Here is a 14,161-nt window from a genome sequence, read left to right on the forward strand (position 1 = left end):
GTCGGCGGGGTTACCGCGTGACCAGTCGGTACGCCGTCACTTCGAGCGCGGTGTCGACGACCTCGTACTCGGGTGACTGCCAGCCCGTCGCACCGGTGACGGTGGATCCCGACCGGTCCGGCGACTCCTGGGTCCTGCGGATCTCCTGGGGCTCCCGGATCTCCTGCATGTCTGTTCCTGCCTTCCTGCGTGGGGTTCAGGATCGAACAGATCATTACTGGTGTATCTGGACAGACTGGACACGGCGTTCATAAGAGTGCTTCGTGTTCAGTCCTCTGCTCAACAAGCATCACCATCTGACGGAACACGGTCAATCACTCGAACGGAACCGAATCACATCCGACTCGAATCACCGTCCGACTCGAATCAGATCCGGCCCGATCCCGCGCCGGACGGAAAATGCTTCGACACCGCCTCACCGGGCCCGGCAGAGTGACCGGTCGTGACGAGCAGTGAGCTGTGGACCCGTGCGACCGCCGACCGCTACGACACCGAGGAGAGCGAGACGTCCTCGGCCGCATTTCTGGAACCGACCCTCGCCTTCCTCGCCGACCTCGCGGGAGACGGCCGTGCGCTGGAATTCGCGATCGGAACGGGTCGGGTGGGTGTCCCGCTCCGGGAACGCGGCGTGCCGGTGGCGGGCATCGAGCTCTCCGAACACATGGCGGCGGTCCTGCGGCCCAAGATCGACGAGGAGACGCTCCCGGTCACCATCGGGGACATGGCCACGACCGTCGTACCCGGCGATTTCACGCTGGTCTACCTCGTCTACAACACGATCACGAACCTGCTCACGCAGGACGAGCAGGTCGAGTGCTTCCGCAACGCCGCACGTCACCTGGCGCCCGGCGGCCGATTCGTCATCGAGCTGGGCGTGCCGCCGCTGCGGTTCCTGCCGCCCGGGCAGGTGGCGGTGCCGTTCGACGTGTCCGAGCGGCATCTCGGCTTCGACACCTTCGACCTCGTCGAGCAGATCCTCGTCTCGCACCACTTCACCCGCGACGGCGACGACGACCGCTACCGCCGCGACGCTTCACGACACCGGTACGCATGGCCGGCGGAGCTCGACCTGATGGCCCGGCTCGCGGGGCTCGAACTGGAACGGCGTGTCGCGGACTGGTCCGGAGAGCCGTTCACCGAGAACTCCGCGAAGCACATCTCGGTGTGGCGCAAACCGTCACGGTAGATTCGAGTCCGCTCCCCGAAGGAGCTGCGCTTCCTGCCGAAACCAGCTGCCGTACGGGCTGTCCCGAGCCGAGTCCCTCTTGACGACAGGAGGAAGTCCGGAGGCCTCCTGGCCGGGTCGGAGACGGCGGTTCGGCCTCCGGTGAGACCGGAACACCCGGATCGCCCGTACCCTTCGAGGTGTCTACGGCGTCACATAGCGGGCGCCAAACTACTGGAGGCAACACCTCGTGCTCATTGCTCAGCGTCCGTCCCTGACCGAAGAGGTCGTCGACGAGTTCCGCTCCAGGTTCGTGATCGAGCCGCTGGAGCCGGGCTTCGGCTACACCCTCGGTAACTCGCTCCGCCGCACGCTCCTCTCGTCGATCCCCGGCGCTGCTGTCACCAGCCTCCGCATCGACGGTGTCCTGCACGAGTTCACCACCGTGCCGGGCGTCAAGGAGGACGTCACCGACCTGATCCTCAACATCAAGCAGCTCGTCGTCTCCTCGGAGCACGACGAGCCGGTCGTGATGTACCTGCGCAAGCAGGGCCCGGGTCTGGTCACCGCCGCCGACATCGCGCCCCCGGCCGGTGTCGAGGTCCACAACCCCGACCTCGTCCTCGCCACGCTCAACGGCAAGGGCAAGCTGGAGATGGAGCTGACCGTCGAGCGCGGTCGCGGCTACGTCTCCGCCGTGCAGAACAAGCAGGTCGGCCAGGAGATCGGGCGCATCCCGATCGACTCGATCTACTCGCCGGTCCTCAAGGTCACGTACAAGGTCGAGGCGACCCGTGTCGAGCAGCGCACCGACTTCGACAAGCTGATCGTCGACGTCGAGACCAAGCAGGCCATGCTTCCGCGTGACGCCATGGCGTCGGCGGGCAAGACCCTGGTCGAGCTGTTCGGTCTGGCCCGCGAGCTCAACATCGACGCCGAGGGCATCGACATGGGCCCGTCCCCGACGGACGCCGCGCTCGCCGCCGACCTGGTGCTGCCGATCGAGGAGCTCGACCTCACCGTCCGCTCCTACAACTGCCTCAAGCGCGAGGGCGTCCACTCCGTGGGCGAGCTCGTCGCCCGCTCCGAGGCCGACCTCCTGGACATCCGCAACTTCGGTGCGAAGTCCATCGACGAGGTCAAGGCGAAGCTCGCCGGGATGGGCCTGGGCCTCAAGGACAGCCCGCCCGGATTCGACCCGACCGCCGCCGCCGACGCCTTCGGCGCCGACGACGACGCGGACGCGGGTTTCGTGGAGACCGAGCAGTACTGAACCCTGCGCCACGACCGGACCACGGGGGATCCGGGAAACAGTGGAGCCGGTGAAGACTGAGACGGTGAACCGGAGGGCGTCCGCCGCGGCGGGCGCCCTCCGGCGGCTCAGTCGGGATGAGCCGGCCGGCACCTCACCCGCCTTGTCCGCGACGCCAACCTCCATGAGCGCCGCATCGGTTGTTCCGAGATGGACGAGTCCGGCCGAGTCGAGGACCGAGGGTCGAAGACCGAGGCGTAACCCTTTGGGGCACCCTCGAATGTAAGACCGACACCCTCCCGCCCCGCAGCATCTTTTACGTGACCCACAACCGTGAGGCGGCTCGCGGCCACATTCCTCCCCGTCCGCGGCGAGGACCGCGCTGCGGTGATCCGCGTCACGCCATGGCCGGACCAACTGTCCCCGGCTTGTCGCGGACCTTCGTCGTCGTACGCGTCGTACGCGTGCCACGTGCCACCACGGCCGCCCGGTGCGCGTCATGGTGGGCCGGGCAGGGGAGAATGGGGGCCGTACCCAATGGTCGACTCTTGCGGAGGAGCGGGCACATGCAGAACGCGCGAGCGGGGCAGGTCGCCGGGCCCGAGGACCTCATCGATGTGGCCCGCCTGGTCACGGCGTACTACGCGCTGCACCCGGACCCGAGCGATCCCGGGCAGCGGGTGGCGTTCGGCACCTCGGGGCACCGCGGCTCGTCCTTCGCGACGGCGTTCAACGAGGACCACATCGCGGCCACCAGCCAGGCCATCTGCGAGTACCGCGCCGCCCAGGGCACCGACGGCCCCCTCTTCCTCGGCGCCGACACCCATGCCCTGTCCGAGCCCGCGCGGATCACGGCACTTGAGGTGTTCGCCGCCAACGACGTGACCGTCCTCATCGACCAGGCCGACGGCTACACGCCCACCCCGGCCGTCTCGCACGCCATCCTCACCCACAACCGCGACCGCACGTCCGGCCTCGCCGACGGCGTGGTGGTCACCCCCTCGCACAACCCGCCCGCCGACGGCGGCTTCAAGTACAACCCGCCGAGCGGCGGCCCCGCCGGTTCGGAGGCGACCTCCTGGATCCAGGACCGCGCCAACGAGATCATCACCGGCGGCATGAAGGACGTACGGCGCATCCCCTACACCCGCGCCCTCGCCGCACCCGGCACCGGCCGGTACGACTTCCTCGGCACCTATGTCGCCGACCTGCCGAACGTGCTGGACCTGGACGCGATCCGGTCCGCCGGAGTGCGCATCGGCGCCGATCCGCTGGGCGGGGCCTCGGTCGCCTACTGGGGCCGGATCGCAGACGAGCACCGTCTCGACCTGACGGTGGTGAACCCGCTCGCCGACCCCACCTGGCGCTTCATGACGCTGGACTGGGACGGCAAGATCCGTATGGACTGCTCCTCGCCGTACGCCATGGCCTCGCTCATCGAGCAGCGCGACCGGTTCGACATCGCCACCGGCAACGACGCCGACGCCGACCGGCACGGCATCGTCACGCCGGACGGTCTGATGAACCCCAACCACTATCTGGCCGTGGCGATCTCGTACCTGTTCTCGCACCGGGAGCAGTGGCCCGCGGGCGCCGGGATCGGCAAGACCCTGGTGTCTTCGAGCATGATCGACCGGGTCGCGGCGGACGTCGGACGGCAGCTGGTCGAAGTCCCCGTCGGATTCAAGTGGTTCGTGGAGGGCCTGTCCGACGGCACGCTCGGCTTCGGTGGCGAGGAGTCGGCGGGCGCCTCCTTCCTGCGCCGCGACGGCTCGGTGTGGACCACCGACAAGGACGGCATCATCCTGGCCCTGCTCGCCTCCGAGATCACGGCGGTCACGGGCGAGACCCCGTCGCAGCACTACGCCAAGCTCACCGACCGCTTCGGAGCCCCCGCCTACGCGCGCGTCGACGCCCCGGCCTCACGCGAGGAGAAGGCGCTGCTCGCCAAGCTGTCCCCGCGCCAAGTCACCGCCGACACCCTCGCGGGCGAGCCGGTCACCACGGTTCTGACCGAGGCCCCCGGCAACGGAGCCGCCCTCGGCGGCATCAAGGTCGCCACCGCCAACGCCTGGTTCGCGGCCCGCCCTTCGGGCACCGAGGACGTCTACAAGATCTACGGTGAGTCCTTCCTCGGCCCGGACCACCTGCGCCAGGTCCAGGAGGAGGCCAGGTCCGTGGTGCTGGCGGCGCTGGGCACGTGACGCCGACCTGACGACCTGACGTCGACGAGGCTGTCGTGACGGCGCTCAGCCCTCGGCGCTGGTCGCGACCGGGGCCGGGGCCGGGGCCGCGTGAGTGGCGGGCGGGCGCCAGGCCCCGGCCGCCCGGGAGGCCCGCCGCCAACAGGCAACCGCCGCCTGGGACTCCGAACCCGGACAACTCCAGCTGTGGACCACCGCCAGGGCTCTGGCGGCCGGGGGCAGACGCGTAGGAACATCTGCCCTCCGCTTGGCGGGCCTGCCGATGGTGCTTGACGCGGCCTGGAGAAAGCCCGTCAGCGCAGGTCGCTGGGCACTTCCTCGTTTCCGTAGAAGCTGTCCACAGGTGTCCGGCCGGTGGACCCCGGCTCAGGTCGCGGCCCGCTCGGTGGCAGTCGCCGTAGCAGCGACGGGGTCATCCGCCGATAGGCCGCGGGATTGACCGCGCCCAGCCAGTGCGAGGCCCGTACCGTGGCGCCGATGTTGAGATCGAGGTCGCCGAGCACCTCGTCGACGTTGTGCATCGAGAACGGGATGATCTTGGTGCCCCGGCAGTGATGCGTGTCCGTGGCCTCGTCCATGAACGCCAGTTGCTCGACGACGGCCCGCCGCATGGCCTCGGGGTCGGGCAGCGCCACCGCCTCCGCGAGGTCGGCGGCGATCCAGAGGGCCGCCATCTCGGCGTTGAGCGGGCTGAAGAACGAGGAGTTGTAGCCGTTGAAGTAGAGCCCGGGAACACCGAGGGGCAGGATCTGCCGGTAGAGCATGAAGTTCCCGCGCTCGTCGAGGAGTTGGCGCCGGGTCTGCTCGGGCAGGAACGGCACGCCCTGGGTGAACCCGGTGGCGCAGAGCACCAGGTCGGCGCGGAGTGTGCTGCCGTCGCTCAGCTCGGCCGCGGGGCCGCCGTGCCCGCCGAGCAGCCGAGTGATGGTCCGGTCGCGGTGGACGGTGATGCTCCCGTCCGCGACGCCCTCGAAGAAGCCCTCGCTCGCCAGCCCGATGGCTCCGCGGACGATGTCCTCCATGTGGCCGGCCGGAACCAGGCCGAGCTTCGCGAGGCCGAACTGCCGTACCGAGACCGAGCCGATGGAGTTGATCATCCGGCGGCGCAGGCCGTTGCCCGGGCCGTGCAGGAACTTCTCGAAACCGCGCAGACGCAGGTAGCGGAAGAGTCCCTCGCCCAGCCGAGTGAGCAGCAGCAGCTTGAAGTTGAGGAAACCGGCGATCTTGCGCGGTACCTTCCACAGCAGCTGACGTGCGATCACATCGGTACCGGCGGCGACGCCGCTGATCGCCGCCGCGACGTCGCAGGCCGACTTGCCGTACCCGACGACGAGTACGTGCTTGTCGCGGGCCTCTTCGACGTCATGGAACTCGGTGGCCGCGCGCAGCCGCCCGCCCGCCGCGGTGAACTCCTCAAGGCCCGGGTAGGCCGGGACCAGGGGTTCGCAGAACACCCCGTTCGCGACGACGAGCCGGTCGAACTCCTCGACCGTGTCGAACTCTTCAGCCCTGTCGAGTTCCGCGACGGACTCCGCTCCCCCGGCGTCGCGGGTCGCCAGTGCCCAGCGGCCGTCGCCGACCGGGCGTGCCGCCGTCACCTCGGTGTTCAGGCGCAGGACGGATTCGAGGCCGAACTCGGCGGCGTACGCGGCGAGATAGGCCTGCACCTGGGCGCCGCTGGGCCATTCCGGATAGCTCTTGGGCATGGGGAAGTCCGAGAGCGAGTACTGCGCCTTCGGGCTCTGCGTCGTCACGCCCGGGTAGCGCCGGGTGCGGCTCCACACACCGCCGACGTCCGGGGACTTGTCGAATACCCGCACCTCGTGGCCCGCCTGGGTCAGCACCTTCGCGGTGGCGAGTCCGGCGAAGCCGGCGCCTACGATCGCGACCCTCATGCCTGGCCGACCTCGGGCGGCAGCTGCAACTCGATGCCGAAGTCGGCCATGATCTTCTTCATCAGCGAGATGTCCTTGGGGCCGGGCGGCATGTCCGCCAGCGCCTGGTAGTAGCGCTCGAGACCGGCGGGCGAGACCACGGAAATCACCCGCGACTCCTGCTCGTACGGGTTGCGGAAGGCGTGCACCACGTCCCGCGGCAGGAACAGGTAGTCGCCGTGTTCCAGGACGAAGTCCTCGCCGCCGAGGTGGACGTCGAGGCGCCCGGCCAGGCAGATGAAGGACTCGTCCTCGCGGGTGTGCAGGTGCGGGGGCGGCCCGTCGGTCTGCGGGGGGATCGTGTACTCGAACAGCGAGTACGCGTCGCGGGTCGACTCGCCGTCGGTCTTCTTCGTGATGCCGAGCCCGATCGCCGCGATCGCCTGTCCCTCGCGCGAGGGCAGCATGTAGCCGCCGCCTAGAGTCATCGTCGTCTCCTTGAGGTCGCCGCACCGGCCGTCCGTCGGTGTGCCGGCGCTCACAGCGTGCGGGCCGCCCGGCCCGACGGCAATCACGAGTCCCACTGTGCGGGACTCCATGTCCGGTCCGCGGTGGTCGATGACAGTCGGCGACGTCTCTGGTCCGCGGTGGTCGATGACAGTCGGCGACGCATCCGGTCCGCGGCGGTCGACGACAGTCGGCGACGTCTCTGGTCCCGGTGGTCAACGACAGGCGGCGACGGTCACCGGCGAGAGCAGTAGGCCCGGGACGCTGCCGCGGCGGCCAGGCGTACGGCGGGGCCGATCGTCTGCGGCCGGATGAGGCTGGAGGGGCCGGTGACGGACAGCGCGGCCACGACCTCGCCGAGCGGGCCGAAGACTGGGGCGGCCACACAGCTGACCCCGATGTTGCCTTCCTCGCGTTCGACCGCCCAGCCGCGCGGCGGGATCGCGGTCAGCTCGCGCACGATGGCCACCGGATCGGTCAGCGTGCGCGGTGTCCTGCGTTCGAGGCCGGCGGCCAGCACCGCGTCGATGGTCTCGGTGTCGCTGTAGGCGAGGATCGCGCGGCCCAGCGCCGAGCAGTGCGCCGGGATGATCCCGCCGACCTGGGAGAGCATCGGCATCGGCCGATGGCCGGTGATCTTCTCGACGACCAGGATCTGCGCGCCGTCGAGCACTCCGAGCTGCACGGTGACCTTGGTCGCGCTGTGCAGGTCCTGGAGGAAGGGCAGTACCGCCTCCCGCAGTTGGAGCCGGATCGGGGCCAGGCTCGCGATCTCGAACAGGCGGTTGCCGATCCGGTAGCGGTCCTTCGGCTTGTCGAGCCAGCCGAGCCGGATCATCCGGTCGGCGGTGCGGTGGGCGGTGGAACGCGGCAGACCGCTGCGGGCGACGAGGGCGGCGAGGGTCAGGTCGCGGTGGTTCGCGTCGAAGGCGCCGAGGATCGCCGCGGCGCGATCGAGGCCGCCCGCGGCCGGAGCGTCGCTGTCCCGCTCAGCGGGACTCAACGTTGGTTCCCGGGTTCATGCGGCCCACGATAGACCCGTCACGGCCGGTGCCCCGGTCCGGGAACCGCAGAGTCTGTGTCATATCCCCAGCCGGGCGCGCGCCGCCTGACACACCGGCTCTCAGCACCCGCGAACCCCGGCGCACTGAACCAGCGGTGCCCGAAAACTGCTCGAAAACCAGGAGGCTGCCATCAACGCTCGCAACGCCCTCGTCGGCGGGGGCAGCGCCGGAATCGGGTACGCCGTCGCCGAACAGCTCCTGCGGTCGGGCCACCGCGTCGTCATCACCGGGCGGCGGGCCGAGCGGTTGGAGTCCGCGGCGCTGCGGCTCGGCGGGGACACCGGCGGCATCGTCCACGCGCTGGTCAACGACGTGTCGGAGCCCAAGTCGGCCACGACGGCCCTCGACGAGGTGGAGAGCCGGTACGGCGCGCTCGACGTCCTCGTGCTCAATGCCGGCGGGCCTCCGCCCGGCCGCGTCCTGGAGGTCGAGGACGAACGCTGGCAGCAGGCCTTCGAGTTGCTGCTGCTCGGCCCGCTGCGCCTGGCGCGGCTCGCCCTGCCGCGCATGGCCGCGCAGGGCTTCGGCCGGGTCGTCTTCGTGACGTCCGCGGCGGTGCGCCAGCCCCAGTCCGATCTCGCGACGTCCGTGGTCCTGCGGTCCGCGCTCACCGCTGCCGCGAAGCTGCTCTCCCGGGAGTTCGCGGCCGAAGGGGTCACGGTCAACTGCGTGGCGCCCGGCGCCACGGCGACCGAGCGCCGCCGCGAGATCCTGGACGCCCGCGCCCGGATCACCGAGGTCGCGTACGAGGACGTCGACGCGGCGGACGCGGCGGGCATCCCGGCCGGCCGGGCCGGGCGCCCCGAGGAGATCGGGGCGGCCGTGACCTTCCTGGCCTCGGCTGCCGCGGGCTACATCAACGGGACCGTGCTCACGGTCGACGGCGGAAGGACGGAAACGATCTGATGGCCCAGTCAGGAGACGGATTCGCGCTGGCCGACTTCCTCGGCGCGCTCTCCGACACCGTACGGCCCGGCGCCGCGCGCCCGGTCGTCGTGCACGCGGCGGAGCTGGAGACGCTGCCGGCCGACCAGGTGCACAACCCCACCACGCTCTCGATCGCCGGGAAGCTGCCGACGGCCACCTTCGAGATCTTCCGGCAGACCATCCCGCCGGGGCTGAGCTCGGACATGCAGCGGCACCACCACGAGACGGTGCACTTCGTCATCAGCGGCGAGGGGTACAGCGAGGTCGAGGACGAGACCGAGTCCTGGTCGGCCGGCGACTTCGTCTACACCCCGCCGTGGACGTGGCACCGCCACTACAACGCCTCGGCCACCGAGCCGGTCGAGTTCCTGACCATCGAGAACTCCCGGCTGCTCGGCCTGCTGGGCGTCGGACGGCGGCAGAGCGCGGGCCTGGTCACCGTCGCCGAGGCCCGAGCCCGCTTCGGAGAGGACTCACGATGAGCGCACTGCCCGAACACATCAGTCTCTGGGGCGAGTTGGCCGACGTCGACCACGAACTCCTCCACATCGACGTGGGCGGCGTACGCACCCGGGTGCTGCGGGCCGGGTCGGGCCCCGACCTGATCCTGCTGCACGGCACGGGCGGGCACCTGGAGGCGTACGCCCGTGACATCGCGGGCCTTGCCGCGGACTTCCGCGTCACGGCGTACGACATGGTCGGCCACGGCTGGTCCGACCTGCCGGACAGGCCGTACACCATCGACGTCCTGTCCGACCATCTGCTCGGGCTGATGGACGCCCTGGGCATCGACTCGGCGCACCTGTCCGGCGAGTCGCTCGGCGGCTGGGTGACCGCCTGGACGGCCGCGCACCACCCGAACCGTGTCGAGCGGCTCGTTCTCAACACCCCCGGCAACATCGCCGACAAGCCGGAGGTGATGGTCCGGATGCGCGAGAGCACGCTGGCCGCCGTCCGGGATCCGAGCGACGAGACCGTACGCCGCCGGGTGGAGTTCCTGTTCCACCACAAGGAAATGGTGACCGACGAGCTGGTGAACCTCCGCCGCGCGGTCTACAGCCGTCCCGGATTCCTCCAGGCGATCACCAACACGCTCGTCCTCCAGGACCCCGAGGTGCGCAGGGATTTCGCCTGGCGCCCGGCCTGGGTCGGCCAGGTCACCGCGCCGACCCTGCTCCTGTGGACCGACCACGATCCCACCGGCGGGCTCGACGAGGCCGAACTGCTGCTGCGCTGGCTGCCCGACGCCCGGCTCCACGTGATCACGGACGCGGGCCACTGGCCGCAGTGGGAGAAGCCGGGCGAATTCCTGCGCGCCCACCGCGACTTCCTTGTCCTCGGCAAGGACCCGGTATGAGCGAGATCATCGGTCTGGTCGGCATCTCGCACTCGCCGTTCGCCACCATGACACCGCCGCGTGGACCCTCGGAACCCGGCGGCCGGTTCCTCGCCGACACCGCCCGGGTGGCCGAGGCGGTGGCCCGGCTGGCTCCCGACGCCGTCGTCGTCATCGGCCCCGACCACTTCCACGCGAACTTCTACGACCAGATGCCGCCGTTCGTCCTCGGCGTCGAACAGGCCGTGGGCTTCGGTGACTTCGACAGCCGCTCCGGGCCACTCCCGGTCGCCGCGCAGCTGGCCTGGTCGGTGCGCGACACGCTCGCGGAGGCCGGATTCGACCTGTCGCTCTCCTACTCCCTCACGGTCGACCACGGAGTGACGCAGGGCTACGAGATGGTCTGCGGCGGCCGTCCGGTCCCCCTCGTACCGCTGATCGTCAACACGGCCGCCCCGCCGCTGCCGAGCATGCCGCGCTGCGTGCAGCTCGGCAGGGCCCTCGGCGAGGCCCTCCGCGGCACCGACTTCCCTGGGCGCGTCCTCGTCGTCGCCAGCGGCGGGCTCTCCCACTGGCTTCCGTCCAACGACCCACGCGACCCCGCGGTGGCCGGTGAGCGACGGGACGCAGTCATCCACGGACGCGCGGATCTCCAGGCCTTCGCCGCGGCGCGCGAACCCCGGGTCCGGGCCATGGGCGGCGATCCGCACGCGCACGTCAACTCCACCTGGGACCGCTGGTTCCTCAAACAACTGGCCACCACGGACCTCACGCCGATCACCGCCCTGGGCGACGAAGGCCTCGAAGGGCAGGCCGGGAGCGGCGGGCACGAGATACGCACCTGGCTCATCGGACAGGCCGCCGTGGACAGGCCGTTCGTGTGGACGAGCTACGAGCCGGTCCCCCAGTGGATCACCGGTATGGGCATCGGCACGACCTTCGAGGTGAACTGACATGCCCGTACCCGCTTCCACGCTCGACACCGGCGCCGCCGAGGCGCTGAACCGGCTCGGCGAGGCCCGTACGACGCGACGCCCCTGCGCCCCCGTACGCGACCTACTGCCCCCGGGCGACCTGGACGCCGCGTACGCCGTCCAGTCCGCCTGGGCCGAGCGGCAGGTGGCGGCCGGGGCCAGGATCGTGGGCCGCAAGGTCGGGCTCACCAACCCGGCCGTGCAGAAGCAACTCGGCGTCGATCAGCCCGACTTCGGTGTCCTGCTGGACACGATGGCGTGCCCGGCCGACATACCCGTCGACATCGCGCGCACCCTGCAACCCAAGATCGAGGGCGAGATCGCCTTCGTACTGGGACACGACCTGACCGCTCCGGTGATCGGCCCCGTCGAGGTGGCCGACGCCACCGCGCACGTCGTCGCCGCTCTGGAGATCGTGGACAGCCGGATCGCCGCCTGGGACATCGGCATCGTGGACACGGTCGCGGACAACGCCTCCTCGGGCCTGTTCGTGCTGGGCGAGCAGCACGTCGGACTCGGTGAACTCGACCTGCCCGCCTGCCTCATGACGCTCCGGCGCGACGACGAGGTGGTCTCGACGGGCTCGGGAGCCGCCTGCCTCGGGGATCCGCTCGTCGCCGTCGCGTGGTTGGCCACGACCGCGCGGGACCACGGCCGGCCGCTGCGGGCCGGGGAGATCGTGCTGTCCGGCGCGCTGGGCCCCATGGTGCCGGTCGCACCGGGCGACGGTTTCCACCTGCGGATCAGCGGCCTCGGCGAGGTCCGTACGAGCTTCACCGGAGACGCCTCATGAACCACGGACCGGCTCTGAAGGCGGCCGTCATCGGCTCGGGGAACATCGGCACCGACCTGATGATCAAGATGCTGCGATCCGGCCGGGGCCTGGAGATCGCGGCGATGGTCGGCATCGACCCCGCCTCGGACGGCCTCGCGCGGGCCCGTGGACTCGGCGTGCCGACGACCGCGAAGGGCGTCGAGGGCCTGATCGCGCTGCCCGGCTTCGACGACATCCGGATCGTGTTCGACGCGACCTCGGCCGGGGCCCACGTGGCCAACGCCCGCGCGCTCGCCCCGTACCGCAAGCAGTTGATAGACCTCACTCCGGCGGCGCTCGGCCCCTTCGTGGTCCCCGCGGTCAACCTCGAGGAACACGTGGACGCGGACGACCTCAACATGGTCACCTGCGGCGGCCAGGCCACCATCCCCGTCGTGGCGGCCGTCGCGCGGACCGCGCCGGTGCGCTACGCCGAGATCGTCGCCTCGATCGCCTCCCGGTCGGCCGGCCCCGGCACCCGCGCCAACATCGACGAGTTCACGCGGACCACCGCGACCGCGATCGAGTCCGTCGGCGGCGCCGAGCGCGGCAAGGCGGTGATCGTACTCAACCCGGCGGAACCCGCCCTGATCATGCGCGACACGGTGTTCTGCCTGGTGGACGCCCCCGATCCACAGGTCCGCGAGCGGATCGCCGAGGCCGTCGAGCGTATGGTCGCGGACGTTTCCGCCTACGTCCCCGGCTACCGCCTCAAGCAGCCGGTGCAGATCACAACCACCATGAACGGCTCCGTGCGCACGCTCGTCGGCGAGCGTCCGGTCACCCACCAGGTCACCGTGCTGCTCGAAGTCGAGGGCGCCGGGGACTATCTGCCGGCCTACGCCGGGAACCTGGACATCATGACCTCGGCGGCCCTGCGCGTCGGCGAACTGATCGCGGCCCGAACCCCGCAGGAGACGCGATGAGCACCCGGCTGTTCCTCCAGGACGTCACCCTTCGCGACGGCATGCACGCCACCCGGCACCGTATCCACCCCGAGCAGGCCGCACGGATCGCCGCCGCGCTCGACGCGGCGGGCGTCGACGCCATCGAGGTCGCCCACGGCGACGGACTCGCCGGCACCAGCCTCAACTACGGGCCGGGCAGCCACACCGACGCGGAGTGGATCGAGGCGGTGGCGCAGAGCCTGACCACGGCCCGGCTGACCACCCTCCTGCTCCCGGGCATCGGCACCGTCGAGGACCTCAAGCAGGCGTACGGGCTCGGCGTGCGCTCGGTGCGGATCGCCACCCACTGCACCGAGGCCGACATCTCCGCTCAGCACATCGACACGGCGCGCGAACTCGGCATGGACGTCTCGGGGTTCCTGATGATGAGCCACATGGCGCTGCCCGCGGAACTGGCGCGCCAGGCCGCCCTGATGGAGTTCTACGGCGCGCACTGCGTGTACGTGACCGACTCCGGCGGCCATCTGACGATGAACGGGGTGCGCGAGCGGGTCCGCGCCTACCGCGACGTGCTCGATCCCGACACCGAGATCGGCATCCACGCCCACGAGAACCTCTCGCTGTCGGTCGCCAACTCGCTGACCGCGGTCGAGGAGGGCGCCACCCGCGTCGACGCCTCGCTGGCGGGACACGGCGCCGGGGCCGGCAACTGCCCCATCGAGGCGTTCGTCGCCGTCGCGGACCTCGAAGGCTGGGCGCACGGCTGCGACCTGCTCGCCCTCCAGGACGCCGCCGACGACGTGGTCCGCCCGCTCCAGGACCGGCCCGTACGCGTCGACCGCGAGACACTCACACTCGGCTGTGCCGGGGTCTACTCCAGCTTTCTGCGCCACGCCGAGACCGCGGCCGACAGGTACGGCGTGGATGTCCGCACCCTGCTCCTCGAAGCCGGCAGTCGAGGTCTGGTCGGCGGCCAGGAGGACATGCTCGTCGACATCGCACTGGGGATGACGACGGCTCCCCGCGACGGGGCCGGGGCGCGAGAACAAGGAAGTGGATCCAGGGTCTGAGTGGGGGCGGGGACCGGCGCGGTGGCTGACGCTCCGCTCCCAACTCTCAACGGGGCTCAGGACAGC

The 14,161-nt window shown here is 70.7% G+C and carries 14 protein-coding genes; 10 read left to right on the top strand and 4 right to left on the bottom strand.

Annotated elements, in window-relative coordinates:
* Positions 1-10: 10 nt before the first annotated feature.
* Positions 11-142, bottom strand: coding sequence for a pyrroloquinoline quinone precursor peptide PqqA (gene pqqA, locus ACN20J_RS08240; protein ID WP_190231757.1), 132 nt, complete (start codon positions 140-142; stop codon positions 11-13).
* A gap of 300 nt (positions 143-442) precedes the next feature.
* Here pqqA and ACN20J_RS08245 point away from each other — a divergent pair, with 300 nt between their 5' ends.
* The 3 genes from ACN20J_RS08245 (at position 443) to pgm (ending at position 4,621) form a co-directional block, all read left to right on the top strand.
* Positions 443-1,186, top strand: coding sequence for a class I SAM-dependent DNA methyltransferase (locus ACN20J_RS08245; protein ID WP_419665621.1), 744 nt, complete (start codon positions 443-445; stop codon positions 1,184-1,186).
* Between the two features lie 229 nt (positions 1,187-1,415).
* Positions 1,416-2,438, top strand: coding sequence for a DNA-directed RNA polymerase subunit alpha (locus tag ACN20J_RS08250; RefSeq protein WP_055614988.1), 1,023 nt, complete (start codon positions 1,416-1,418; stop codon positions 2,436-2,438).
* Positions 2,439-2,983: 545 nt separating this feature from the next.
* Positions 2,984-4,621 carry a phosphoglucomutase (alpha-D-glucose-1,6-bisphosphate-dependent) gene (pgm, locus tag ACN20J_RS08255; protein WP_419665622.1) on the top strand — a complete coding sequence of 546 codons (1,638 nt, stop codon included), beginning with the start codon at positions 2,984-2,986 and terminating at the stop codon, positions 4,619-4,621.
* A gap of 293 nt (positions 4,622-4,914) precedes the next feature.
* Here the strand turns inward: pgm and ACN20J_RS08260 are convergent, their stop codons facing one another.
* From ACN20J_RS08260 to ACN20J_RS08270, 3 genes are all read right to left on the bottom strand, one after another.
* Complete coding sequence (locus ACN20J_RS08260) at positions 4,915-6,516, bottom strand: flavin-containing monooxygenase (protein WP_419665623.1); 1,602 nt, start codon at positions 6,514-6,516, stop codon at positions 4,915-4,917.
* Complete coding sequence (locus tag ACN20J_RS08265) at positions 6,513-7,079, bottom strand: cupin domain-containing protein (protein WP_259333980.1); 567 nt, start codon at positions 7,077-7,079, stop codon at positions 6,513-6,515. Before ACN20J_RS08265 ends, ACN20J_RS08260 begins: the two co-directional genes overlap by 4 nt.
* 158 nt (positions 7,080-7,237) lie before the next feature.
* On the bottom strand, positions 7,238-8,005 hold the full coding sequence (locus ACN20J_RS08270; protein WP_189843733.1) for an IclR family transcriptional regulator: 768 nt from the start codon (positions 8,003-8,005) through the stop codon (positions 7,238-7,240).
* 190 nt (positions 8,006-8,195) lie between these two features.
* On the opposite strand from ACN20J_RS08270, the gene ACN20J_RS08275 reads away from it, so the two are divergent.
* From ACN20J_RS08275 to dmpG, 7 genes are read left to right on the top strand one after another with little or no spacing between them, the layout of a single operon-like run.
* Positions 8,196-8,972, top strand: a complete 777-nt coding sequence (locus tag ACN20J_RS08275; protein WP_419668856.1) for an SDR family oxidoreductase — start codon at positions 8,196-8,198, stop codon at positions 8,970-8,972.
* Positions 8,972-9,475: a cupin domain-containing protein gene (locus tag ACN20J_RS08280; protein WP_189843734.1), complete on the top strand. Its 504-nt coding sequence runs from the start codon at positions 8,972-8,974 to the stop codon at positions 9,473-9,475. The genes ACN20J_RS08275 and ACN20J_RS08280 overlap by 1 nt, the downstream gene beginning before the upstream one ends.
* On the top strand, positions 9,472-10,350 hold the full coding sequence (locus ACN20J_RS08285) for an alpha/beta fold hydrolase (RefSeq protein WP_419665624.1): 879 nt from the start codon (positions 9,472-9,474) through the stop codon (positions 10,348-10,350). Before ACN20J_RS08280 ends, ACN20J_RS08285 begins: the two co-directional genes overlap by 4 nt.
* Positions 10,347-11,282 (top strand): 2,3-dihydroxyphenylpropionate 1,2-dioxygenase, encoded by a 936-nt coding sequence (locus tag ACN20J_RS08290; protein ID WP_361908455.1) that lies wholly within the window; start codon positions 10,347-10,349, stop codon positions 11,280-11,282. Before ACN20J_RS08285 ends, ACN20J_RS08290 begins: the two co-directional genes overlap by 4 nt.
* Before the next feature lies 1 nt (position 11,283).
* Complete coding sequence (locus ACN20J_RS08295) at positions 11,284-12,096, top strand: 2-keto-4-pentenoate hydratase (RefSeq protein ID WP_419665625.1); 813 nt, start codon at positions 11,284-11,286, stop codon at positions 12,094-12,096.
* Entirely contained in the window at positions 12,093-13,043 is a 951-nt protein-coding gene (locus ACN20J_RS08300) for an acetaldehyde dehydrogenase (acetylating) (protein WP_419665626.1), read from the top strand. Before ACN20J_RS08295 ends, ACN20J_RS08300 begins: the two co-directional genes overlap by 4 nt.
* Positions 13,040-14,095: a 4-hydroxy-2-oxovalerate aldolase gene (dmpG, locus tag ACN20J_RS08305; protein WP_419665627.1), complete on the top strand. Its 1,056-nt coding sequence runs from the start codon at positions 13,040-13,042 to the stop codon at positions 14,093-14,095. The genes ACN20J_RS08300 and dmpG overlap by 4 nt, the downstream gene beginning before the upstream one ends.
* The last annotated feature ends 66 nt before the right edge of the window (positions 14,096-14,161 follow it).

The organism is Streptomyces sp. 2-1, from assembly GCF_048564895.1.
In the GTDB taxonomy this organism is placed as follows: domain Bacteria; phylum Actinomycetota; class Actinomycetes; order Streptomycetales; family Streptomycetaceae; genus Streptomyces; species Streptomyces phaeochromogenes.